21 protein-coding genes are annotated in these 22,453 nt (G+C 66.2%); 12 read left to right on the top strand and 9 right to left on the bottom strand.

Going from position 1 to position 22,453, the window contains the following annotated elements; translation table 11 throughout:
* Positions 1 to 119: 119 nt before the first annotated feature.
* The 4 genes from M1248_RS06605 to M1248_RS06590 all read right to left on the bottom strand — a co-directional run bounded on the left by M1248_RS06605 (position 120) and on the right by M1248_RS06590 (position 3,316).
* A complete protein-coding gene (locus M1248_RS06605; RefSeq protein ID WP_163737860.1) occupies positions 120 to 806 on the bottom strand; it encodes a sensor domain-containing protein in 687 nt (228 codons plus the stop codon).
* Between the two features lie 6 nt (positions 807 to 812).
* A complete protein-coding gene (locus M1248_RS06600; RefSeq protein ID WP_232076201.1) occupies positions 813 to 1,241 on the bottom strand; it encodes an organic hydroperoxide resistance protein in 429 nt (142 codons plus the stop codon).
* A 51-nt stretch (positions 1,242 to 1,292) separates the two neighbouring features.
* On the bottom strand, positions 1,293 to 2,753 hold the full coding sequence (locus tag M1248_RS06595; RefSeq protein ID WP_317147907.1) for a catalase: 1,461 nt from the start codon (positions 2,751 to 2,753) through the stop codon (positions 1,293 to 1,295).
* Between the two features lie 152 nt (positions 2,754 to 2,905).
* On the bottom strand, positions 2,906 to 3,316 hold the full coding sequence (locus tag M1248_RS06590; RefSeq protein ID WP_317147906.1) for a hypothetical protein: 411 nt from the start codon (positions 3,314 to 3,316) through the stop codon (positions 2,906 to 2,908).
* A gap of 237 nt (positions 3,317 to 3,553) precedes the next feature.
* Here M1248_RS06590 and M1248_RS06585 point away from each other — a divergent pair, with 237 nt between their 5' ends.
* Together M1248_RS06585 and M1248_RS06580 are read left to right on the top strand one after the other, a co-directional pair.
* Positions 3,554 to 5,059 (top strand): FAD-dependent oxidoreductase, encoded by a 1,506-nt coding sequence (locus tag M1248_RS06585; protein ID WP_317147905.1) that lies wholly within the window; start codon positions 3,554 to 3,556, stop codon positions 5,057 to 5,059.
* A gap of 101 nt (positions 5,060 to 5,160) precedes the next feature.
* Positions 5,161 to 5,862, top strand: coding sequence for a GAF and ANTAR domain-containing protein (locus M1248_RS06580; protein ID WP_163731890.1), 702 nt, complete (start codon positions 5,161 to 5,163; stop codon positions 5,860 to 5,862).
* Here M1248_RS06580 and M1248_RS06575 read toward each other — a convergent pair.
* The 4 genes from M1248_RS06575 to M1248_RS06560 all read right to left on the bottom strand — a co-directional run bounded on the left by M1248_RS06575 (position 5,859) and on the right by M1248_RS06560 (position 9,908).
* Complete coding sequence (locus M1248_RS06575) at positions 5,859 to 6,977, bottom strand: DUF4185 domain-containing protein (RefSeq protein ID WP_410506633.1); 1,119 nt, start codon at positions 6,975 to 6,977, stop codon at positions 5,859 to 5,861. The genes M1248_RS06580 and M1248_RS06575 overlap by 4 nt on opposite strands.
* Before the next feature lie 7 nt (positions 6,978 to 6,984).
* Positions 6,985 to 8,031 (bottom strand): aspartate-semialdehyde dehydrogenase, encoded by a 1,047-nt coding sequence (locus M1248_RS06570; protein WP_163731896.1) that lies wholly within the window; start codon positions 8,029 to 8,031, stop codon positions 6,985 to 6,987.
* Between the two features lie 61 nt (positions 8,032 to 8,092).
* Positions 8,093 to 9,358, bottom strand: a complete 1,266-nt coding sequence (locus M1248_RS06565) for an aspartate kinase (RefSeq protein WP_163731899.1) — start codon at positions 9,356 to 9,358, stop codon at positions 8,093 to 8,095.
* Positions 9,359 to 9,452: 94 nt separating this feature from the next.
* Positions 9,453 to 9,908 carry a hypothetical protein gene (locus tag M1248_RS06560; RefSeq protein ID WP_317147904.1) on the bottom strand — a complete coding sequence of 152 codons (456 nt, stop codon included), beginning with the start codon at positions 9,906 to 9,908 and terminating at the stop codon, positions 9,453 to 9,455.
* 127 nt (positions 9,909 to 10,035) lie between these two features.
* Between M1248_RS06560 and M1248_RS06555 the strand changes: the two genes are divergently transcribed.
* From M1248_RS06555 to leuA, 8 genes are all read left to right on the top strand, one after another.
* Entirely contained in the window at positions 10,036 to 11,295 is a 1,260-nt protein-coding gene (locus M1248_RS06555; protein WP_317147903.1) for an ammonium transporter, read from the top strand.
* An 88-nt stretch (positions 11,296 to 11,383) separates the two neighbouring features.
* A complete protein-coding gene (glnT, locus tag M1248_RS06550) occupies positions 11,384 to 12,697 on the top strand; it encodes a type III glutamate--ammonia ligase (RefSeq protein ID WP_317147902.1) in 1,314 nt (437 codons plus the stop codon).
* A gap of 15 nt (positions 12,698 to 12,712) precedes the next feature.
* A complete protein-coding gene (locus M1248_RS06545; RefSeq protein ID WP_317147901.1) occupies positions 12,713 to 13,591 on the top strand; it encodes a glutamine amidotransferase in 879 nt (292 codons plus the stop codon).
* Positions 13,579 to 14,262 carry a protein glxC gene (locus M1248_RS06540; protein ID WP_317147900.1) on the top strand — a complete coding sequence of 228 codons (684 nt, stop codon included), beginning with the start codon at positions 13,579 to 13,581 and terminating at the stop codon, positions 14,260 to 14,262. The genes M1248_RS06545 and M1248_RS06540 overlap by 13 nt, the downstream gene beginning before the upstream one ends.
* Positions 14,262 to 15,590, top strand: coding sequence for an FMN-binding glutamate synthase family protein (locus tag M1248_RS06535; protein WP_317147899.1), 1,329 nt, complete (start codon positions 14,262 to 14,264; stop codon positions 15,588 to 15,590). The genes M1248_RS06540 and M1248_RS06535 overlap by 1 nt, the downstream gene beginning before the upstream one ends.
* Positions 15,587 to 16,771 (top strand): FAD-binding oxidoreductase, encoded by a 1,185-nt coding sequence (locus M1248_RS06530; protein WP_317147898.1) that lies wholly within the window; start codon positions 15,587 to 15,589, stop codon positions 16,769 to 16,771. The genes M1248_RS06535 and M1248_RS06530 overlap by 4 nt, the downstream gene beginning before the upstream one ends.
* A gap of 14 nt (positions 16,772 to 16,785) precedes the next feature.
* Entirely contained in the window at positions 16,786 to 17,433 is a 648-nt protein-coding gene (locus M1248_RS06525) for a helix-turn-helix domain-containing protein (RefSeq protein ID WP_083126319.1), read from the top strand.
* A gap of 169 nt (positions 17,434 to 17,602) precedes the next feature.
* Positions 17,603 to 19,444, top strand: a complete 1,842-nt coding sequence (leuA, locus tag M1248_RS06520) for a 2-isopropylmalate synthase (protein ID WP_333891279.1) — start codon at positions 17,603 to 17,605, stop codon at positions 19,442 to 19,444.
* A 3-nt stretch (positions 19,445 to 19,447) separates the two neighbouring features.
* On the opposite strand, the gene M1248_RS06515 is transcribed toward leuA, so the two are convergent.
* Positions 19,448 to 20,467: a DEDDh family exonuclease gene (locus M1248_RS06515; protein ID WP_163690770.1), complete on the bottom strand. Its 1,020-nt coding sequence runs from the start codon at positions 20,465 to 20,467 to the stop codon at positions 19,448 to 19,450.
* Positions 20,468 to 20,511: 44 nt separating this feature from the next.
* Here M1248_RS06515 and M1248_RS06510 point away from each other — a divergent pair, with 44 nt between their 5' ends.
* Positions 20,512 to 21,741 carry a Mur ligase family protein gene (locus M1248_RS06510; protein ID WP_317147897.1) on the top strand — a complete coding sequence of 410 codons (1,230 nt, stop codon included), beginning with the start codon at positions 20,512 to 20,514 and terminating at the stop codon, positions 21,739 to 21,741.
* Positions 21,734 to 22,450, top strand: coding sequence for a type 1 glutamine amidotransferase (locus M1248_RS06505; RefSeq protein WP_317147896.1), 717 nt, complete (start codon positions 21,734 to 21,736; stop codon positions 22,448 to 22,450). Before M1248_RS06510 ends, M1248_RS06505 begins: the two co-directional genes overlap by 8 nt.
* Positions 22,451 to 22,453: the final 3 nt, after the last annotated feature.

Here is a 22,453-nt window from a genome sequence, read left to right as displayed (position 1 = left end):
CCGGCCCCTTCCGGGTAGGGAACGATCGTGTCCTTCAGTAAATCTTCCAGACCGCACCGACAAAGTCCCACGAAATTTTCTGTGACGTCGTTGGTGGGTGTACCCAGATGTTCGCGCGGTTACTGACCCAAGGTGTTCTGCATGGCACCGGCCAGCACGTTCACCGCTGGACCCCCGTTACCGGACTGACAGACTTTCGCCTGTAGCAGAACGTTCTCGCGCTTACGCGTCGTGTTGAAGCAGCGGCGGTCGGTGGCTTGGCCCGGTGTCGCCGGCGGCCCGGCTCCGATCTCCTGCTTGACCCAGTCCGCGTCGGTGGCGCCGGCCGGACCGCCGGTGAAGGTCCACACCTGGGTCGACATGTTGTCCAGGTGCATCGCGGTGGTCTGGCCGTTGCAGCCCAGAGTGCGGTCGACGAGGCGGCGGAAAGCCCGGTCGGCGGCGTCATTGGTGGCGAAGACGCCGACCGCCTGCTTGACGAAATGGGTCTGGTCGCTGGGCCCGGTCTGCGCCACCGCGCCGTTGAACGACGCCAGGTCCGGATCCGCGTAGACGTCGGGCAGACCCACGTCGGCCCAGTTGTTGCACGCGGCGTTGTCGACATAGAACGACTGGAACGGCGCGGTGAACGTCGACTCGAACCGCATCGGCGCCCCGATGATGTTGCCCACCGAACCCTTGGCCAGCACCGCGTAATTCACGACGCCCGGATCGGACGGTCGCGCCGAAGCCTCCCCCGGCGGCGCCGTCAACGACAGGCCGGCGGCAACACCGACGCCGGCGAGGACGGCGAGCCGCCGAGGCATCACGAACTAGACCTTCGCCGACAGCTTGACGTCGATGTTGCCGCGAGTGGCCTTGGAGTACGGGCAGAACTGGTGTGCCTTCTCCATCAGCTCCTCCGCGGCGGCCTGCTCGAAGCCGGGCAGGTAGCCGATCAGGTGGGCGTTGATGGCGAACCCGCCGTCGGGGTCCTTACCGAATCCGACCTGCGCGGTGATCGCGCTGGCATCGTCGACGTCGATCTTCTCCTTGCCCGCGACCGCACGCAGCGCGCCGAGGAAGCACGCGGCGTAGCCAGCCGAGAACAACTCCTCGGGGTTGGTGCCCACGCCGCTGCCACCCATCTCTTTTGGATGGTTGGTGTCCAGGTCGATACGGCCGGTCGAGGACTTCACATGGCCTTCGCGGCCGCCTCCGGTCGCGGTGGATTCTGACGTGAAAACAACTTCGATGCTCATGGCCCTGATCATGCCAGCCCTGCTGCAGACGGCAAGGTGGCCGTCTGCCCGCTAGCCGTCGGCGCCGCCCTGTTTGGCGCGTACGCCTTCCTCGATCTTCTTACCGAGATCGGGGTCGACGTTCGTCCAGTACTGGAAGACACGCGATAGCACCGGCTCGCGAACGCCATCAAGGACGTGCCCGATGATGTTGTGTGCCAATCGATCCCGAGCGGCGTCGTCGAGGACTTCGCGGACCAGTGTGCCCGCCTGTCCCCAGTCGTCGTCCTCGGCGCGCAGTGCATAGGCCGTGCGAACCATGTCCCCATCGGACGCCCAGTGCACCTCGGCAGCGCGCTTCGGGTCGACCTCCGGGCCGCCCATCGAGTTCGGCGTGTAGACGGGATCGGTCGCATTGCGGATTCGCATCGCGCCGTCCTTGGAATACGCGCGCACCTCTGTGTGCGGCTCGTTGACGGGAATCTGCTTGTAGTTGACGCCGAGCCTGGCGCGGTGGGCATCGGAGTAGGAGAACCCGCGGGCCAGCAGCATCTTGTCCGGGCTCAATCCGGTGCCCGGCACGATGTTGTTCGGCTCGAAGGCGGCCTGCTCCATCTGCGCGTGGTAGTCCTCGACGTTGCGGTTCAGGGTCATCTTCCCGACTTCGTGCAGCGGGTAGTCGCCATGCGGCCACACCTTGGTGAGGTCGAAGGGATTGAACCGGTAGGTCTTGGCGTCCTCGAACGGCATGATCTGCACGTGCAAGGTCCAGCTCGGGAAGTTGCCGTCCTCGATCGAGGTGAACAGGTCGCGCTGGTGGTAGTCGCCGTCCTCGCCGGCCAGCCGATCGGCGTCCGCCTGGGTGAGGAAGTCGATGCCCTGGTCGGTCTTGAAGTGGTACTTGACCCAGAACAGCTCGTCGTTGGCGTTGAGCCAGCTGTAGGTGTGGCTGGAGTAGCCATTCATGTGCCGCCACGTCTTGGGGATGCCGCGGTCACCCATCAGCCAGGTGACCTGGTGCGCAGACTCCGGGGATAGCGTCCAGAAGTCCCACTGCATGTGGTGGTCGCGAAGATTGTTGGCGGCCATCCGCTTCTGCGAGCGGATGAAGTTCTGGAATTTCATCGGGTCACGCACGAAGAACACCGGGGTGTTGTTGCCGACCATGTCGAAGTTGCCGTCGGACGTGTAGAACTTCAGCGCGAACCCGCGCGGGTCACGCCAGGTGTCCGGGCTGCCGCGCTCACCGGCGACGGTGGAGAACCTGGCGACCATCTCGGTCTTGGCGCCGGGCTGCAGAAACGCCGCCTTGGTCCACTGGCTGACGTCATGGGTGACCTCGAACTGACCGAACGCACCGCCGCCCTTGGCGTGGGGCTGCCGCTCGGGAATGCGTTCCCGATTGAAGTTGGCCATCTGCTCGATCAGGTAGTGGTCCTGGAGCAGGATCGGGCCGTCGGGGCCGACGGTCAGTGAATGTTCGACGCTGGGGGCCGGGGCCCCGGCATCTGTGGTAGTGAACTTCTCGGTCATCAGGTGTCATCTCCTCGAGGAGGCTGTGGGCTGTGCCTCGTCGTGTTGATTCACCCTGAATGGATCGGTTCCAAACATCGCTGGACATCGAAATCCGCTTTTTGCAGACGGTTACTCGAACTTTCTCTGCAGAAAGCGGATTTCGACGAGGGCTAGGGGCGCGACGGCGGCGTCGCGCCCGGGGATGGCGGCGGCGGCTCGGAACGAGGACCACCGGGGCCGAAACCCGGGCCGGGGCCGAAACCCGGGCCGGGGCCGAACTCGCCGCGCGGCATCATCGGGAACATGCCCGGCGGGGGCGGTCCGCGGTGGATGAACGCCATACCGCCGTCACCCCCTGGGCCACCGTGTCCGCCGCGGTGCCCTGAACTCTGAGCTCCGAGGATGAACCCGGAGAAGAAGATGACCGCGACGATGAACACCACACCCGCGACGATGCCGACCCAGGCGGCGACGAGGGTCGCCTTGGACCGCCGGGGTTCCCCGCGCACCACGGGCTGTGCGGGGGGCGCGGTGACGACGGGGCCGGTCGCGGGTTCCGGGGATGCCGATGTTTCGCTCATGCCCACGATCATGCCCACCGTACTGATGTGCCCGTCATGTATCGCCTATGAATCAGCTGTGTGCGGAATGGGATCGGCTCTGTCAGGGGGTGCGTCATCGCTGAAGAAATGGCCCGAGCATGCCGGGAACAGGTAATCGCCCAAAGGCAGAGTTCGCTTGTGGGAGGGAAGGTTTTGCCATCCGGCAGGCAAGGTTTTCGACGTTTGGCGGCCCCCGGGCCGGGTAGTTCTGGCGCCATGACCTCGCTATGGCTGGCCGACGCGGCCGAATCCGCCGGTACTCCGCGCGACGAGATTCTCCGGGATGCCTCCGACGTGGTGGTCGTCGGCGCGGGGATCACCGGCCTCACCACAGCTGTGCTGCTGGCCAGGGCGGGTAAACGCGTCACCGTCGTCGAAGCCCAGTACGTCGGTGCCGGGGCGACCGGTAACACCACGGGGAAGGTGAGCCTGCTGCAGGGCACCAAGCTCTCACGTATCGCCAAGAAGCACGGGCAAGAGGTGCTGCGGGATTACGTCACCGGAAATACCGAGGGCCGCGAGTGGCTACTTCGCTACTGCGAGGAACACGGTCTCGATGTCCAGCGCGAAGACGACTATGCCTACGCCCAGGCGGCCGACGGCGTGGACACCGCGAGGTCGGTGCTGTCAGCCGCCAGGGCAGCCGGACTCGACAGCGCCGAGTGGGTCGAGCAGGCGGACGTTCCGTTCCCGTTCCGCGGCGGGGTTCGACTGCCGGACCAGGCGCAGATCGATCCCATGCCGTTCCTCAACCGTCTGGTGACCGAGCTCGAAACGCATGGCGGCACGTTGCTGCAGGGTGTTCGAGTCACTTCGATCTCCGGCACGGGTCCACTGCAGGTTTCCGTGCAGCTACCGGAAACCTCAGAGCAGCAACAGGTTTCTCTGACGGCGCAGCAGGTTGTGCTCGCGACCGGCATCCCGATCTTGGACCGAGGCGGATTCTTCGCCAGGGTCAAGCCCCAGCGCTCCTACTGCCTGGCGTTCGACGTACCCGGCGACATCACCCGTTCCATGTTCCTCTCCGTGGACTCGCCTACTCGCTCGGTGCGCTACGCGCCGACTGCCGGGGGAGAAAAGCTCGTCGTCGGCGGCGCTGGGCATACCGTCGGACGCGCCGATTCAGCGGCGGCCGGTATCGAAGAGATGACGAAATGGGCCGTCCTGCACTATCCGGGCGCCGTTCGGACCCACGTCTGGTCCGCCCAGGACTACAAGCCGATCGACGAGCTCCCGTATGTGGGGCCGCTGCTGCCGAAGTTCGACAGAATCTTCGTCGCTACAGGTTTCGACAAGTGGGGGATGTCCAACGGCGTCGCGGCGGCGCTGGCGCTCTCGTCGCAGATGCTCGGCGGCCGGATGGACTGGCGTCGCGCGTTCGCGAGTTGGAGCCCACATGAAGCCGCCGGCCTCGCCACAGCGCTGATGTCGAACCTCGAGGTGGGGTTCAACTTGGCCAAGGGCTGGGTGACGCCGATCGTCGCCTCGACGGCCACGCCGAGCGAAGGCGACGGCGTGGTGACCGGACCTCCTTGGCACCTGCGGGCACAGAGCACGGTCAACGGTGAGACGCACGTTGTCTCTCCCGTGTGTCCGCACCTCGGCGGCATTGTGAGCTGGAACGACGCGGACTGCACCTGGGAGTGCCCGCTGCACGGCTCCCGTTTCGCCCCCGACGGCAGCCTGCTCGAGGGCCCCGCCACCAAGTCTTTGACGGCCTGAGCTCACGCGCGGAGTCACACTTGTTCGGCCTGTCATACGAGGTCAACGGCTGTGACGAACTTCGTTGAATGGATAGCGCCGACCCGGGGTAATCCCCAACCATGCACCGAGAATCCAGCCACGTCTTGGCGCAGACACTGGGAAACCTGGCCGTCGAGATGCAGGGCCAGGCGGACAGCCAAGACACTTTGCAGACCATTGTCGACGCGGCCGCGGAAATCGTGCCTGGGGCGCGGTGGGCCGGCATCTCTCTCATCGACGGCGAACGAGTGGTCGTCAAAGTCCCGACCGATCCGATCGTCGCCAAGCTGGAAGATTTGCAGGTGGAGTTGGGCGACGGCCCCTGCCTCACGGCCCTGAGAGATCAGCAGACCGTGCGCATCGACGATACGAAATTCGATACCAGATGGCCGCAATTCGCAAACCAGGCAGTGGAACTGGGCGTGCGAAGCGTGCTGTCATTTCAGCTGTTCGTGCGGCGCGGCAAGCTCGGCGCCCTCAACGTGTACGGCACTGAGGCCGGTGGGTTCAGCGACGATTCGGTGGAGACCGGAATGATCCTGGCCCGGCACGCTGCTGTCGCGATGGCGGACTCGGCGGCGGCGGTCCAGTTCCAGACGGGACTTGCCAGCCGCGACATCATCGGGCAGGCCAAGGGGTTGCTCATGCAGCGCGACAACCTCACCGGAGTGCAGGCTTTCGCCATGCTGACCCGCGCATCGCAGGAAACCAACATCAAGCTCGTAGACGTGGCCCGCTGGCTGGTCACCGAGCACGAGGAGGGCTTGTCAAGGTCTGATTAGGGTTTGAACGGGTTCACCGCGAATTGGATGACCCGGTACGGCGTCCCGCCGCGGGCGGTGGTGTTCCACTGGCTGACGAACACCCTCAGTTCGTCCAGAGTGGAACCGGGTGAAATGTATCCGCCGTAGGGCTGTGCCAACCGGTTGTTCTCCGCCGGCCCAAGGTGTTCCACGGGATTCGGCCATTCGGTGGCCACGACGACCGTCGTCACCGGGGCTGTCCCCAGACCGGTCGGGTCATGGGCGACTCGCACCTCCATGTTCCCGGTGGTCGCGTTGAAGTACGACAGCACCGTCTTGCCGTCGATCTGGCGGATGCTCATCTCACCGATCATGTCCGGCCACAACGGAGTTGGCGGCTGCCCCCAGCCCAGTTCCGTCGACCAGCCCTGCCAGCTGGAGCGATCGGTGAAGGTCTTGGGCTGCGCGCGATACAACACCAACGGTCCAGTGCGGTCGAAGTTGTTCGCGACGATGTACACCCATCCGCTCTCGGAGTCCGGCCGAGGGATCGGGTCGTAGTAGCCACTGATCTGCGACTGCCAAGAGTTCTCATAGGTCGCGTCGCGGACCGAACCTGGAACTGTCTGCCAGTTACTCTGTGCGGCATCCGCTTTCACCAGTCGCGATGTCAGCGGCTTGAGGTCGCGCACTGTGGTCACCAACAGGTAGTTCTCGCGGTTTATCTGCACCACGCCGGCGGGTAGCTGTGAGGTCCCCGGCTCGGTGGGATCGCCCAGCAGCGGCTTGTCGATACCCCTCACCGCGTCGTAGCGCACACCGTTGGGATCGTCGATCGAATCGGATTCGACGTGCAGCGCGATCGGCGAATACCACCCGCCGAAGCCGACCGCCTGGCCGGCGAAACTGTCACCGCAGACCTGAAGGATGCCGCTGGGAAACTCCATGAACTCGCAGAGGTCGGTGGCACCGATACCGTAATCCCTTGTCGGCGTACCCGTCCCGGCCGTTGGGCCGATTCGGATGACCTGACCGGGCGCGAGCGGATGCAGGACCGGATCAGGGATGGGCGACGGCGGATCCGCGTGGGCCCATGGGGACGACGCCAGCCATAGACCGATGGCTGCGCCTGCGACGGCCCAGCGGGAAGTCACCCGACGTTCAGAGCTCGGCGGCCAGCAGCTCGGCGATCTGAATGGTGTTCAGCGCCGCACCTTTTCGCAGGTTGTCGCCCGACAGGAACAACGCCAACCCGCGGCCCTCCGGCACTCCGGGATCCTGGCGGATACGGCCGACCAACGTCTCGTCGATGCCGGCGGCCGCCAGTGGGGTGGGCACATCCACCAGTTTCACCCCCGGCGCGTCGGCCAGCAGTTCGGTTGCGCGCGCGACGGATAGCGGCTCGGCGAACTCGGCGTTGATCGACAGCGAATGGCCCGTGTACACCGGAACCCGCACGCACGTACCGCTCACCAGAAGGTCCGGGATGCCGAGGATCTTGCGGCTCTCGTTGCGCAGCTTCTGGTCCTCGTCGGTCTCACCGGAACCGTCGTCCACGAGTGCACCCGCGAGCGGCACCACGTTGAAGGCGATCGGCGCGACGTACTTCGCCGGGGCCGGGAAGTCGAGTGCGCTCCCGTCGGCCACCAGGTCCCTGCTGTTGGCGACGACGGCGCTGGCCTGCGCATGCAGCTCCTCCACGCCCGCGATTCCACTGCCCGAGACCGCCTGGTAGGTGGACGCGATCATGCGCACCAGAGACGCCTCGTCGTGCAGCACCTTCAGCACCGGCATCGCGGCCATCGTCGTGCAGTTCGGGTTGGCGATGATGCCCCGCTTGAGAGACCGAGCGCGGTTTCCGATATCGCGTGCGAAGTTGACCTCGCTGACGACCAGCGGGACGTCGGGGTCCTTGCGCCATGCCGAGGAGTTGTCGATGACGACGGCGCCGGCCTCGGCGAACCGGGGAGCCTGCACTTTCGACATCGTCGCGCCCGCCGAGAACAACGCGATGTCCAGCCCTGCCGGATCTGCGGTCTCGGCGTCCTCGACCTCGATCTCCTGGCCGCGGAAGGGCAGCTTCTTGCCCTGGGAACGCGACGACGCGAAGAACCGCACGCTGGTGGCGGGAAAGTCGCGCTCCTCCAGCAGCGTGCGCATGACCTGGCCGACCTGCCCGGTCGCGCCGACTACTCCGATGTTGACCATCTTTGATCCCGTCGCTTCGTCCCCCTACGCTACGCGCGGGAGGTACCCCCACACCTTGGACCTAACGTCCCGTTCCCGCGTACACAACAGCCTCCTCGTCACCGCCGAGGCCGAACGCCTCGTGCAGCGCGACGACGGCCTTGTCCAGCTCAGTGTCCTTGACCAACACCGAGATTCGGATCTCGGAGGTGGAGATGAGGTCGATGTTCACCCCGACCTCGGCGAGCGCCTCACAGAACTTCGCGGTGACGCCGGGGTGGCTGCGCATACCCGCACCGACGAGCGACACCTTGCCGATGTGGTCGTCGTAGAGCACCTTGGAGAAGCCGATCTCGTCCTGCAGGGCGGTCAGCTTCTCCACCGCGCCCGGCCCGCTCTCGCGCGAGCAAGTGAACGTGATGTCGGTCTTACCGTCCTCGACCTTGGAGATGTTCTGCAGCACCATGTCGATGTTCACGTCGGCGTCGGCGACCGCACGGAACACCTTGGCGGCGTAGCCGGGAACGTCGGGCAGGGCCACGACGGTGACCTTGGCCTCGCTGCGGTCATGCGCGACTCCGGTCAGGATGGCGTCTTCCATCGGGATGTCCTCCATCGATCCTTTGACGAGAGTGCCTGGCTTGTCCGTGTACGACGAGCGGACGTGAATCGGAACGTCGTAGCGACGGGCGTATTCCACGCAGCGCAGCATCAGCACCTTGGCCCCGCAGGCGGCCATCTCGAGCATCTCCTCGAAGCTCACGGTGTCGAGGTGCTTGGCGTTGGGCACGATGCGGGGGTCCGCGGTGAAGATGCCGTCGACATCGGTGTAGATCTCGCACACGTCGGCGTTCAGCGCCGCGGCGAGCGCGACGGCGGTGGTATCGGATCCGCCGCGGCCGAGCGTGGTGACGTCCTTGCTGTCCTGGCTGACCCCCTGGAATCCGGCGACCAGGACTATCAGACCCTGGTCGAGCGCTTCCTGGAGACGGCCGGGGGTGACGTCGATGATCTTGGCGTTGCCGTGGGTCCCGGTCGTGATCACGCCGGCCTGCGATCCGGTGAACGACCGCGCCTGCGCACCGAGCGAGTCGATGGCCATCGCGACCAGCGCGTTCGAGATCCGCTCACCCGAGGTCAGCAGCATGTCCATCTCGCGCGCGGGCGGGGCCGGGGAGACCTGCCGGGCCAGATCGAGCAGGTCGTCGGTGGTGTCACCCATCGCCGACACCACGACGACGACGTCGTGACCTGCCTTCTTGGTCTCGACGATGCGCTCGGCGACGCGGCGGATCCGCTCGGCGTCCGATACCGAGGATCCGCCGTACTTCTGCACGACGAGCGCCACTGGGCATGCCTTTCAGGTGGTTGGGACCGCGGTCATGGGTCCGGCACAATCCCAACAAGGATAAGGGTTTGACGCACCCTATTTTGTCCGCCGGTCAGCTGCAGGCGTCCGCCAGCTGGCTGAGTCCGTCCCCGATGCGCTTGTTCAGAAGCGTCATCTCGAAAAACGACGGCGGCGCAGGCGCGCCCGGCGCGTGATTCTCAGACTCGGCCCTCGCCCGCGGAAGCATCGCGACGAATTTGGAGGCCGCATCGGCGACCTGGATGGCGGTGGCCGCGAGGTTGGGGTCGTTGATGTTCTGTGCACGCTGGGCCATACCGTCGGCCCATTGCTGGTACGCGGCGTCCTCGGCCACCGTCGGTACAGCCGGGTCGCTGTCGGATTCCTTAGAGGCGATCAGCTCGCCCTGTGACTTGTTGTAGTCGAGGAAGGCCTGCACGGGCTTGCACTCCTCGGAAGGCCCTTTGAAGACGGTGTTCGACAACACCAACACGACAGCGACGACGACCGCAACGCCGATGGCGAGCCACCACCGTCGATCAAGTCTCATCGCTGAACTCTAGCGACCCGCCGACTATTAACGCGCAGGCAACATCGCGAGGCGATCCACGTAACAGAAACAACGGTTACTGACAGTGAACGGTCCGTGGCGGGCCGCATCACTTCAGGAGACATAAATGGATGTAGATACAGGGACCACAGCGTTCATGCTGTGTTGCATCATCGGCCTCACGCTGATGATCCCCGGGCTCGCTCTCTTCTACGGCGGCATGGTGTCCGTCAAGAGCTCGACCAACATGATGATGATGACCTTCGGCGCGTGCGCGATCGTCGGTGTGCTGTGGGTGCTGTTCGGTTTCTCCTTGACGTTCGGGACCTCCTACGGCGGATTCCTCGGCAGCATCACCGAATTCGCCGGAATGAAGGACCTGCTCGAGTCGAACACCACGATCGCCGGGCTCCCGATAACACTGTTCGCGTTGTTCCAGGCGCTGTTCGCGGCGATCACCGTCGCGCTGATCTCCGGCGCCGTGGCCGACCGGATGAAGTTCGGCGCCTGGATGGTCTTCGCCGCCGTGTGGGCGGTGCTGGTGTACTTCCCCGTGGCGCACTGGGTTTTCGCGTTCGACGGTGTGGTGACCGAGGACTCCGTCGGCGGCTGGATCGCCAACAAGCTCGCCGCCATCGACTTCGCGGGCGGCACCGCGGTGCACATCAACGCCGGCGCGGCAGCGCTGGCCGTCGCGATCGTGCTCGGCAAGTCGGCCGGCTGGGGACAGCTGCGCAAGCCGCACAACGTTCCGCTGACACTGCTCGGCGCCGGCCTGCTGTGGGCGGGGTGGTACGCATTCAACGGCGGGTCGGCACTGGCCGCGGGTAACTCGGCCTCGATCGTCATGGTGACCACGTTCGTGGCGACGTGCGCCGCGACCCTGGCCTGGATCGCGGTCGAGAAGATCAAGGACGGCCACGTCACAGGCGTCGGCGCAGCGTCCGGTGCGATCACCGGACTCGTCGCGATCACCCCCGCTTGCGGTTCGGTGACGCCCGTCGGCGCCATCATCCTCGGGGCCATCGCGGGTGCCGTCTGCGTGTACGCGGTGGGCCTGAAGGAGCGCTTCGGCTACGACGACTCGCTCGACGTGGTCGGTGTTCACCTGGTCGGCGGAGTCGTCGGCACCCTGCTGATCGGATTCCTGGCCAGCGAGTCGATGCCCAACGGCATCAACGGCCTGTTCTACGGAGGCGGGTTCGACCAGCGGTGGCGGCAGGCCGTCGCGGCGGGCGCGGTGATGATCTACTCGTTCGTCGTCGCAGGCATCATCGCCCTCGCCATCAAGATGACGATGGGCATCCGCATCTCCCCCGACGAAGAGGAAAAGGGCATCGACGCGACCTTCCACCGCGAGGCGTCGTACGAACTGCAACCTGCCTGACGCGTAGTCGACCGGCGCGGACCATACCGGCCGCGCCGGTCGACTCATAGGTGTCGTGTTTCCTTACAAGAGACAGGGTTTCCGCACAATGTCCAACGATCTGGCGTCGCTCGCCGAGGCATCCGGGACGAAATTCATTCTCGCGTTGTTCATCGACCTGCGCGGCAAGCCGTGCGCCAAGCTGGTGCCGGTCGAAGCCGTCGACCTGCTCGCCACCGAGGGCGTGGGATTCGCCGGGTACGCCGTCGGCGCCATGGGCCAGGAGCCCAAAGACCCTGACCTGATGGCCATTCCGGATCCCGAATCGTTCACGCCGATCCCGTTCCTCAAGGAGGGACTGGCGATCGTGCACTGCGACCCACATGTCAACGGCGAACCGTGGTCCTTCGCGCCGCGCGTCATTCTCAAGGCGATGATCGCGCAGGCGTCCGACGCAGGCTTCGAGCCGTGGGTCGGCGCGGAAGTCGAATACTTCCTGTTGCGTCGCGACGCCGACGGCGCACTGTCCACCGCCGACACCGCCGACACCGCCGCCCAACCCTGTTACGACGCACGCGGCGTCACCCGGATGTACGACCACCTCACCGCGATCTCGACGGCGATGAACAGCCTCGGCTGGTTCAACTACGCCAACGACCACGAAGACGGCAACGGCCAGTTCGAGCAGAACTTCCAGTTCGCCGACGCGCTGACCACCGCCGACCGTGTCGTCACGCTGCGTTATCTGCTGTCGATGATCGCCGCCGAGCGGGGCATGGTGGCCACCTTCATGCCAAAACCGTTCGCCGACCGCACGGGAAGTGGTCTGCACCTGCATCTTTCGCTGACCACCGGCGGCACTCCGGTATTCCCCGCCGGTGCGGGCATCCCCGACGAGCGGGGGCTCGGCCTGTCGGATACCGCCTACTCGTTCATCGGCGGCATCCTCGAACACGCCTGCGCGCTGCAGGCTGTCGTCGCACCAACAGTCAACTCTTACAAGCGGACCCGGGCGACCTCGACGGCATCCGGAGCCGCGTGGTCACCCAACACCCCCAGCTACGGCGGCAACGACCGCACGCATTACATCCGGGTGCCCGACGACCAGCGTGTCGAGCTGCGCGGTGGCGACGGTTCGGCGAATCCCTACCTGGCGATCGCGGCCGCTCTCGGTGCGGGTATCGACGGCATCAAGCGCAGCACCGATCCCGGTGGTGTTGGCTCCCAAGGTCGTTCGGCGCTGCCGCCCACACTGTTGCACGCTGTCGACGAACTCGAGAGCGACCCGGTGATCACCGGTGTGCTCGACGCTGCCGGCGACGGGGTGGCCTCCTACTTCGCGAGCATCAAGCGTGACGAGTTCTTCGCCTACCACAGCGCCGTGACACCGTGGGAAATCGACCACTACCTCACCGCGTTCTGAGCGAAAGGATTTCCGATGTGCGGCATTGTGGGCCTGCACCTGCGCCACCCCGACCTGCATCCCCAACTCGGCGAACTGGTCACCGGCATGTTGTGCGAGATGGGCGATCGAGGTAGCGACTCTGCCGGCGTTGCGGTGTACGGAGATCCGACGTGGTCACCGCCCGGTCACGGCTGCGTGTCACTGCTCGAGGTCGACGCGAGCCCGGACGAGGTCGCCGAGACGCTCGGCGTTTCGGTCACACAGCTCGACGAGACGTATCTCCTTACCGCACAGACCTCCTCAGAGGACATCTTGGCCGCCGCCAAGTCGGCGTATCCCGACGCTCTGGTCGCCGGATTCGGCGCCGACCTCACGGTGCTCAAAGGCGTCGGCCATCCGCGGGCACTCACCGAACGCTGGGGGCTCGCCAAGGCGCAAGGCTGGCAGGGCGTCGGGCACACCAGGATGGCAACCGAGTCGGCGGTGACACCCGCAGGGTGCCATCCGTACGCGGTGGGCCCCGAACAGTGCATGGTGCACAACGGATCATTCGCCAACCACGCCACCATCCGCCGCGAGTTGCGTTCAGCGGGAGTGTCATTCGACAGCGACAACGACACCGAGGTGGGCGCGCGTTTCATCGCCGATCAGCTGGCCAACGGCCGAGACGTCGAGGGGGCGCTGAAGGAGCTCTGCGCGGTGTTCGACGGCTTCTACACACTGCTGGTGTCCAACAGGGACTCGTTCGCCGTGGTCCGCGACGCCATCGCGTGTAAGCCCGCTGTCATCGCCGAAACCGATGACTGGGTCGCCATGAGCAGCGAATACCGCGCTCTGGCAGGTCTTCCCGGTGTGGAAACGGCCAAGATCTGGGAGCCCGAGCCGGAAGTGGTCTACGCATGGAGACGCTGATCGCATATGACCTGGCCACCACCCCGCTGCGCGAGATCAACGCCGCGCTGCACGCCCCCGGCTTGTCGGGTGACTACGTCATCGCCCATCCCGACGGCGCACACAACGTCGCGGTCGGCCTGGACGCGCCGATACGGGTGCAGATCGAGGGCCACGTCGGCTACTACGCCGCAGGCATGAATCAGCAGGCGCACGTCACGATCGACGGCAACGCGGGCACCGGCGTCGCCGAGAACATGATGAGCGGCACCGTATGGGTCAAGGGCAGCGCATCCCAATCCGCCGGTGCCACCGCACATGGCGGCCTGTTGGTCATCGAGGGCAAAGCCGCTGCCCGGTGCGGTATTTCGATGAAAGGAGTTGACATCGTGGTGGGCGGCGACGTCGGACACATGAGCGCCTTCATGGCGCAGGCGGGCAGGCTCGTCGTCCGCGGAGACGCCGGCGAGGCGCTCGGCGACTCGATCTACGAGGCACGCATCTACGTCCGCGGCGACGTCGCATCGCTGGGCGCCGACTGCGTCGCCAAAGAGATGCGTTCCGAACACCACGCAGAGCTTGAATCTCTCCTGTCAGCGGCGGGCTTCGAAGACGATACCGCCGCCTACACCCGCTACGGTTCGGCGCGCTCGCTGTATCACTTCCACGTCGACAACGCGACGGCCTACTGATGAGCTACACCGCTGACGAGCGCGCCCGACTGGGCCTTCGCGAATCCGCGACGTTCGACAGGTCCACGATCGCCGCCATCCACCGCGCCGCCGAGACCGGCATCTACGACATCCGCGGCTGGGGCGCCAAACGCCCGCTACCGCATTTCGACGACCTGCTGTTCCTCGGCGCGTCGATGTCGCGCTATCCACTGGAGGGCTACCGCGAACGGTGTGACACCGACGTCGTGCTCGGCGACCGCTGCGCCAAGTTCCCACTGCACCTCGACATTCCGATCACCATCGCGGGCATGTCCTTCGGCGCACTGTCCGGTCCGGCGAAGGAGGCGCTCGGGCGCGGCGCCAGCGAGGTCGGCACCTCCACGACGACCGGCGACGGCGGGATGACTCCCGAGGAGCGGACACAGAGCAAATTCCTCGTCTACCAATATCTTCCATCCCGCTACGGCATGAACCCCGACGACCTTCGCAAGGCCGACGCGATCGAGGTCGTTCTCGGGCAGGGCGCCAAGCCCGGCGGCGGCGGCATGCTGCTCGGACAGAAGATCTCGCCGCGCGTCGCGGCCATGCGCACCCTGCCCGAGGGCGTCGACCAACGCTCGGCGTGCCGCCATCCCGATTGGACCGGTCCCGATGATCTGACGATCAAAATCAACGAGCTGCGGGAGATCACCGACTGGGAGAAGCCGATTTATGTGAAGGTCGGTGCCACCCGCACCTATTACGACGTGAAACTCGCGGTGCACGCGGGAGCGGACGTCGTCGTGGTGGACGGCATGCAGGGTGGTACGGCGGCGACTCAGGAAGTCTTCATCGAGCACGTCGGAGTCCCGACGCTGGCGGCGGTCCCGCAAGCGGTGCAGGCGCTGCAGGAGCTCGGGGTTCATCGAAGAGTGCAGTTGATCGTATCGGGCGGCATCCGCACCGGCGCCGACGTGGCCAAAGCACTTGCCCTGGGAGCCGACGCGGTCGCGATCGGCACCGCCGCGTTGATCGCGTTGGGCGACAACCACCCTCGCTACTCCGCCGACTACGAAAAGCTCGGCAGCGCCGCGGGGTTCTTTGACGACTTCCAGGACGGCACCGACCCGGCGGGGATCAGCACCCAGGATCCGGAGCTTGCATCGCGGTTCGACCCCGTCGAGGGTGGTCGGCGCCTGGCCAACTACCTGCGGGTGCTCACCATGGAGGCCCAGACCATTGCGCGTGCATGCGGCAAGTCCCACGTGTGCCATCTGGAACCGGAGGATCTGGTGGCGGTCACGATCGAGGCGGCGGCGATGGCGCGCGTCCCGTTGGCGGGTACCGACTGGATTCCGGGTAAATGAGCACCGCGGATGTGGTGATCGTCGGCGGCGGCATCGAGGGTGCTGCGGCGGCCTGGTCGCTGTCACAACGGGGCATCACCAATGTCGTTGTGGCCGAACGCAGTACCGTCGGCGCCGGGATGACCGGCAAGTCCAGCGGCATTGTGCGCTGCCACTACGGCGTCAGCTCGCTGGCGGCGATGGCCACCGTCGGGCTGGAGGTCTTCGAGAAGTCGGACGAGATCTTCGGCACCGACATCGGATTCCGGCAGACCGGCTACGTCGTCGGAGTCGGCGATCCAGACACCGACTCGCTGCGTAAGAGCCTTGCCGCGCAGCGAGCAGTGGGCGTTCAGACCGAGGAGATCGACGCCGCCGATGTCGCCCGGCTGTGGCCGCACGCGGACCTCACGCCGTTCGGGGCATTCGCGTGGGAGGCACGCGGCGGCTACGGCGACGCGTACCGGACAGCGCAGGCGTTCGCGACGTCGGCGCGCGCGACCGGGGTGCGGATTCTCCAGGGCGCCAACGTCACCGCATTGCTGACCGGCGGCGACAGAGTCGCCGGTGTTCGGTTGGCCGACGGATCGGAGATCTCCGCGGACACCGTCGTGGTGGCCACCGGCGTCTGGACGCCGGCCCTTCTGTCGCCGCACGGCATCGACGTGCCCATTCGCGTCATCCGCGAAGAGCTCGTGACCATCGCGCCCGGTGTCGAGATCGGCAGCGTGCCGGTGTTCTCCGATCTGGTGTCACTGCAGTACATTCGCCCGGAACCCGGCGGTGAGCTGCTGTTCGGCAACAGCGATCTGTCCGACGTCGAGGACGCGAATCCCGACGACTACCTCAACCGCGCCACCGAGGCCTTCGTCGAGGACACCGTCGAGCGCGTTCAAACGAGATTCCCGCGCTTCACCGATGCGGCGATCACCGGCAGCTACGCCGGCTGCTACGACGTGACCCCGGACTGGAACCCGGTCATCAGCAAGACGGGGGTGGACGGGCTCGTCGTCGCCGCCGGCTTCAGCGGTCACGGGTTCAAGATCGCACCAGCGGTGGGACGGTTGATCGCCGATCTCGTCGTTGACGGCCGCAGCGCCGATCCCCGCATCCCCGACAGCGACTTCCGGCTGTCCCGGTTCAGCGAGGGCGACCTACTCACGAGCCCGTATCCGTATTCCGGTGCCGGACAGATGCGTTGACTCCCGGCTGACTCATGTCTGACATCCCGCTGCTCCGCAACAGGTCCGGCACGGCTCGCGACCGCGACCCGCACGCGCCGGTAGCAGAGCTCGAGCTAGAGGCCGCCATCGGGCGCAACGTCCGCCAACTGCGCCTGCAGCAGGGCCTCACGGTGGCCGAAATGGCCACTCAGGTCGGCATTTCGAAGGCGATGATGTCGAAGATCGAGAATGCCCAGACGTCGTGCAGCCTGAGCACGCTGGCGCTGTTGGCCAATGGTTTCGACATACCCGTCACCAGCCTGTTCCGGGGTGCGGACGTCGAGCGTCCTGCCTCATTCGTCAGCGCGGGCACGGGAGCACGCATCGTCCGCAACGGCACCAAGGAAGGCCACGAGTACCAGCTGTTGGGCTCGCTACGCGGTGAACACAAGCGCCTCGAGTGTCTGCACGTCACCCTGTCGGCGAAAAGCCAGACCTATCCCCTGTTCCAGCATCCGGGTACCGAGTTCATCTTCGTGCTCGAAGGGGTGATGGATTACAGCCACAGCCGCACGGTGTACCGGCTGAACCCGGGCGACTCGCTGCAGTTCGACGGCGAAGGTGCGCACGGGCCGGTGGATCTGGTCGAGCTGCCGATCCGCTTCCTCTCGGTGATCGCGTTCCCCGATTCCCAGGTTTAGGTCCCAGCGACCTGCATTTTGTGGCGTGGCCGGGTGGGGAGTATGGTGACCAACGTGCAGCGGGTGCTCCTTCTCGGCAGCCGCGACGGGGTCTGATCAGACCGGCTTCCCGTCGCGGGTGTTTGCGATGCGCCGGTCGTGAGTCCATCAGACAACCCGGAGCCATATCGTGACCACCTTCTCAAGACCCGCACCAGATTCTCCTGACGCCTTCGCGTCCGTACGTGCCCTGACCACGCCGTCGGGCCCACCGAACCCCGGCCAGCCCGCCTGGAACACCCAGCGCGGCTCGTCGATGCCCGTCGGCCGGTACCGCCCCTTCGCTGAGGAAGTGCCCGGCGGAGTTCCGACCGGGGGGACAGCGTCGGTTCCGTTCGATCGCACCTGGCCCGACAAGATCGTCGACCGTGCGCCGATGTGGTGTGCCGTCGATCTGCGGGACGGCAACCAGGCCCTGATCGATCCGATGAGCCCGCAGCGCAAGCGCCGGATGTTCGACCTGCTGGTGCGGATGGGCTACAAGGAGATCGAGGTCGGATTCCCGTCGGCCAGCCAGACCGACTTCGACTTCGTCCGCGAGATCATCGCTGAGGGCGCGATCCCCGACGACGTCACCATCCAGGTCCTCACCCAGTGCCGGCCCGAGCTGATCACGCGGACCTTCGAGGCGTGCGAGGGTGCGCCAAGGGCGATCGTGCACTTCTACAACTCGACGTCGATCCTGCAGCGACGCGTCGTGTTCCGCGCCGACCGGGAAGCGGTCAAGTCGATCGCGACCGACGGCGCAAGACTGTGCGTCGAGGAGGCCAAGAAGTACCCCGGCACACTCTGGCGTTACGAGTACAGCCCGGAGTCCTACACCGGTACCGAGCTGGAGTACGCCGTCGACGTGTGCAACGCCGTCGCCGACATCATCAAGCCCACCCCCGACGTGCCGCTGATCGTGAACCTGCCCGCGACCGTCGAGATGGCCACCCCGAACGTGTACGCCGACTCGATCGAGTGGATGAACAGGCACCTGTCCCCGCGCGACTCCATCATCCTGAGCCTGCACCCGCACAACGACCGCGGAACCGCCGTCGCCGCAGCCGAATTGGGTTACCAAGCCGGCGCCGACCGGATCGAGGGCTGCCTGTTCGGCAACGGTGAGCGCACCGGCAACGTCTGCCTCGTCACACTGGGCCTGAACCTGTTCTCCCGAGGCATCGACCCGCAGATCGACTTCTCGAACATCGACGAGATCCGTCGCACGGTCGAGTACTGCAACCAGCTGCCGGTGCACGAACGCCACCCGTATGGCGGCGATCTCGTGTACACCGCCTTCTCCGGCAGCCATCAGGACGCGATCAACAAGGGTCTGGATGCCATGAAGGTGTCGGCCGACGAGCAGGACGCCGATGTCGATGACATCCTGTGGCAGGTTCCCTATCTGCCGATCGATCCGCGCGATGTCGGCCGCACCTATGAGGCTGTCATCCGGGTGAATTCGCAGTCAGGCAAGGGCGGCGTCGCCTACATCATGAAGGCCGACCACGGTCTGGCCCTGCCCCGGCGACTGCAGATCGAGTTCTCCCAGGCGATTCAGAAGATCACCGACGGGGAGGGCGGCGAGGTCTCGCCGAAGGAGATGTGGGACGTCTTCGCCGAGGAGTACCTGAGCCCGCGCAAGCCGCTCGAACGCATCCGGCAGAAGGTCATCGCCTCCGAGGTCGACGGTGGCACCGACACCATCGAGGCGGTGGTGAAGGTCGACGGCGTGGAGCGCGAGATCGTCGGCGCGGGCAACGGTCCGCTCGCCGCGTTCGTGGATGCGTTGGGCGCCATCGGGTTCGACGTATCCGTGCTGGACTATTCCGAGCACGCTCTCTCGGCGGGTGAGGAAGCCCAGGCCGCGGCCTATGTTGAGGCTTCGATCGGCGGCAAGACCGTGTGGGGTGTCGGCATCGCGACGTCCATCACGACCGCATCGCTGCGCGCAGTGGTGTCGGCGGTCAACCGTGCGACTCGCTAGGCCCTAGAAGAGCGCGAACTGGTCGCCGGCCAGCGTGACATCGGTGAATTCCTCGATGGTGCTGCCGCCGACCACGGCGTCGAGCCGGCTCAGGAAATCAGTGTCGGTGATGAACGGAACGCCCAGCTCACGGGCCTGGAAGCCCTTACCCTGCTCGGGTCGGGTCTCGTTACAGATGATGAGGGAGGTCTCGGAGTCCACGTTGTCCGTATAGGACAGCCCGGCATGCACAATCCGCTCGACGAGCTCCTCGTGAGTGCGCTCGACCTCGGCCGCCAGTGCCACCCGCATCCCCTGAACCAGCGGCCTGCCCTCGACGAACCGGCCCGGGTTGACGTACGGGCATGGCAGCCGTGCGGCCATCATCTTCAGCGGCCGCAGCTCCTCGTGTGTCACCTGGCCGTTGGGCCACTCGCGCCGCGACAGCGGGCGAACGGGCAGCCACACCTTGCGTTCCCGCGCACGCACCAGGACCGGCTTGAGAATCTGCGCGAGCACCATCGCGTCGTCGAGCGCGTCGTGGGGCTTCAGCTGCGTGATACCCCAGTGCGCGGCAAGGGTCTCCAGCCGCAGGTTCTCGGTGCCCAACTCGAGGCGGCGGGTGAGTTCGACGGTGCACATCGCGGTGTCGATGGGCAGTACCGCGTCGACCATCTCGGCCTCAGCGGTCAGGAACGAGTAGTCGAACCCCACGTTGTGCGCCACCAGGGTGCGGCCACGCAGCAGCTCGACCAGATCGCCGACGATGTCGCCGAAGCACGGCTGGCCTTCGAGCATCTCGGCGGTCAAACCGTGGACATGGGTTGGGCCGGGATCGACCCGCGGATTGAGAAGCGTGTAGAGGCTCTGTTCGACGTTGCCGTCGTCACCGAGAGCCAGCGCCGCGATGCTGATGACACGAGCGTGTCCCGGATGGAAACCCGAGGTCTCCACGTCGACGACGGCCCAGCCTGCGCCATCGTCGGTCGCGGGGCGACCCCAGCACTGACTCACAAATTCGAGGATGGCACGGACGGGTGACATCGCCGGTGCGCTCACTCAGCGTGTCGGCTCCTAGACTGCCGGGGATGGTCACGATTCGCGGACGTGCAGCGCTGACGGCGGGCGCCGGCGCGCGCTGGGCGTCGCGCGTCACCGGCCGTGGTGCAGGCGCGATGATCGGCGGCCTGGTCGCGATGACGCTGGACAGATCGCTCCTGCGCCAGCTCGGCGAGGGCCGTCGCACCACGATCGTCACCGGCACCAATGGCAAGTCCACGACCACGCGAATGACCGCGGCGGCGCTGGGAACGCTGGGGCCGGTCGCGACCAACGCCGAGGGCGCGAACATGGACGCGGGCCTGGTCGCAGCACTCGCCGGCACGCGGGACGCCTCGCTGGCCGCACTCGAAGTCGACGAGATGCACGTCCCGCATGTGGCCGACGCGCTGGACCCCGCGGTGGTCGTGCTGCTGAACCTGTCACGAGATCAGCTCGATCGCGTCGGTGAGATCAATCACATCGAACGCACGCTGCGGGCCGGTCTGGCACGTCATCCGTTGACGGTCGTCGTCGCGAATTGCGACGACGTGTTGATGACGTCGGCCGCATACGACAGCCCGAATGTGGTGTGGGTCGCGGCAGGCGGTGGGTGGGCCAACGATTCGGTGAGCTGCCCGCGCTCGGGTGAGATCATCGTGCGCGACGGCGCCCACTGGTATTCGACGGGAACTGATTTCAAACGGCCAGAGCCGCAGTGGTCTTACGATGACACGCACATTCACGGGCCCGACGGACTGTCGCTGCCCATGCAGCTGGCGCTCCCGGGGAACATCAACCGCGGCAACGCCACTCAGGCGGTCGCCGCCGCGGTGACGGTGGGCGCGGATCCAGCGGCCGCCGTTGCGGCGGTATCGCGTGTCGACGAGGTCGCCGGGCGGTACAGCACGGTGCAGCTGGGTCAGCATTCGGTGCGCATGCTGCTGGCGAAGAATCCGGCGGGCTGGCAGGAGGCGTTGTCGATGGTCGACACCGACGCCGGCTCAGTGGTGATCTCGGTGAACGGTCAGGTGCCCGACGGGGAGGACCTGTCATGGCTGTGGGACGTCAACTTCGAGCATTTCGTGAACCACCCGGTGGTGGCCGCAGGAGAGCGCGGTACCGATCTGGCGGTGCGCCTCGGTTATGCGGGTGTCGAACACACGTTGGTGCACAACGCTGTTGAGGCGATCACGTCGTGTCCACCGGGGCATGTCGAAGTGGTCGCCAACTACACCGCGTTCCTACAGTTGCAACGGGTCCTGGCGCGTCATGGGTGAGTCGACGGTGCGAATCGGGTTGGTGCTGCCCGATGTGATGGGAACGTATGGTGACGGCGGCAATTCGGTGGTGTTGCGCCAACGCCTGCGCTTACGGGGCTTCGATGCGGAGATCGTCGAGATCACCCTCGCAGACCCGGTGCCTGCCGAGCTGGATCTGTACACCCTCGGCGGAGCCGAGGATTACGCGCAGCGGCTGGCTACTAAGCACTTGATCCGTTACCCCGGTTTGCAGCAGGCCGCGGAGCGGGGCGCACCGGTGCTGGCGATCTGCGCGGCGATCCAGGTGCTGGGCCACTGGTATGAGACGTCGTCGGGCGAGCGCGTCGACGGGGTGGGGATGCTCGATGTCACGACGTCGCCGCAGGACAGCCGGACGATCGGCGAGGTGGTGTCGCAGCCCCTGCTGCCGGAACTGACGGAGCGGTTGACGGGGTTCGAGAATCACCGCGGCGGAACGGTTTTGGGGTCCGCAGCGCGCCCGTTGGCTCGGGTGGTCAGCGGGGCGGGCAACCGTGCCGGCGATGGCATCGACGGCGCGGTGCAGGGCAGCGTCGTCGCGACGTATCTGCACGGGCCGTGCCTGGCCCGCAATCCGCAGCTCGCGGACCATCTGCTGTCGCGCGTGGTCGGCGAGCTGCCGCCGCTGGAGATCGACGAGGTCGCGCAGTTGCGCAAGGAGCGACTAGCGGCCCCCCGCCGGGTCTGATTC

It is taken from the genome of Mycobacterium sp. 29Ha, from assembly GCF_032883055.1.
GTDB classification, from domain to species: domain Bacteria; phylum Actinomycetota; class Actinomycetes; order Mycobacteriales; family Mycobacteriaceae; genus Mycobacterium; species Mycobacterium gallinarum.
The sequence above is the reverse complement of the archived record's forward strand: the minus strand, read 5'-3'. Positions and strand labels throughout refer to the sequence as shown.

Bases quoted from the DNA above. Each gene is read 5' to 3' on its own strand.
- M1248_RS06600 (WP_232076201.1), bottom strand. From the start codon at position 1,241: ATGAGCATCGAAGTTGTTTTCACGTCAGAATCCACCGCGACCGGAGGC.
- M1248_RS06535 (WP_317147899.1), top strand. From the start codon at position 14,262: ATGAGCTACACCGCTGACGAGCGCGCCCGACTGGGCCTTCGCGAATCC.
- M1248_RS06560 (WP_317147904.1), bottom strand. From the start codon at position 9,908: ATGAGACTTGATCGACGGTGGTGGCTCGCCATCGGCGTTGCGGTCGTC.
- M1248_RS06505 (WP_317147896.1), top strand. From the start codon at position 21,734: ATGGGTGAGTCGACGGTGCGAATCGGGTTGGTGCTGCCCGATGTGATG.
- M1248_RS06540 (WP_317147900.1), top strand. From the start codon at position 13,579: ATGGAGACGCTGATCGCATATGACCTGGCCACCACCCCGCTGCGCGAG.
- M1248_RS06605 (WP_163737860.1), bottom strand. From the start codon at position 806: ATGCCTCGGCGGCTCGCCGTCCTCGCCGGCGTCGGTGTTGCCGCCGGC.
- M1248_RS06555 (WP_317147903.1), top strand. From the start codon at position 10,036: ATGGATGTAGATACAGGGACCACAGCGTTCATGCTGTGTTGCATCATC.
- M1248_RS06570 (WP_163731896.1), bottom strand. From the start codon at position 8,031: ATGGTCAACATCGGAGTAGTCGGCGCGACCGGGCAGGTCGGCCAGGTC.
- M1248_RS06545 (WP_317147901.1), top strand. From the start codon at position 12,713: ATGTGCGGCATTGTGGGCCTGCACCTGCGCCACCCCGACCTGCATCCC.
- M1248_RS06585 (WP_317147905.1), top strand. From the start codon at position 3,554: ATGACCTCGCTATGGCTGGCCGACGCGGCCGAATCCGCCGGTACTCCG.
- M1248_RS06515 (WP_163690770.1), bottom strand. From the start codon at position 20,467: ATGTCACCCGTCCGTGCCATCCTCGAATTTGTGAGTCAGTGCTGGGGT.
- M1248_RS06510 (WP_317147897.1), top strand. From the start codon at position 20,512: ATGGTCACGATTCGCGGACGTGCAGCGCTGACGGCGGGCGCCGGCGCG.
- M1248_RS06595 (WP_317147907.1), bottom strand. From the start codon at position 2,753: ATGACCGAGAAGTTCACTACCACAGATGCCGGGGCCCCGGCCCCCAGC.
- glnT (WP_317147902.1), top strand. From the start codon at position 11,384: ATGTCCAACGATCTGGCGTCGCTCGCCGAGGCATCCGGGACGAAATTC.
- M1248_RS06590 (WP_317147906.1), bottom strand. From the start codon at position 3,316: ATGAGCGAAACATCGGCATCCCCGGAACCCGCGACCGGCCCCGTCGTC.
- M1248_RS06580 (WP_163731890.1), top strand. From the start codon at position 5,161: ATGCACCGAGAATCCAGCCACGTCTTGGCGCAGACACTGGGAAACCTG.
- M1248_RS06525 (WP_083126319.1), top strand. From the start codon at position 16,786: ATGTCTGACATCCCGCTGCTCCGCAACAGGTCCGGCACGGCTCGCGAC.
- M1248_RS06530 (WP_317147898.1), top strand. From the start codon at position 15,587: ATGAGCACCGCGGATGTGGTGATCGTCGGCGGCGGCATCGAGGGTGCT.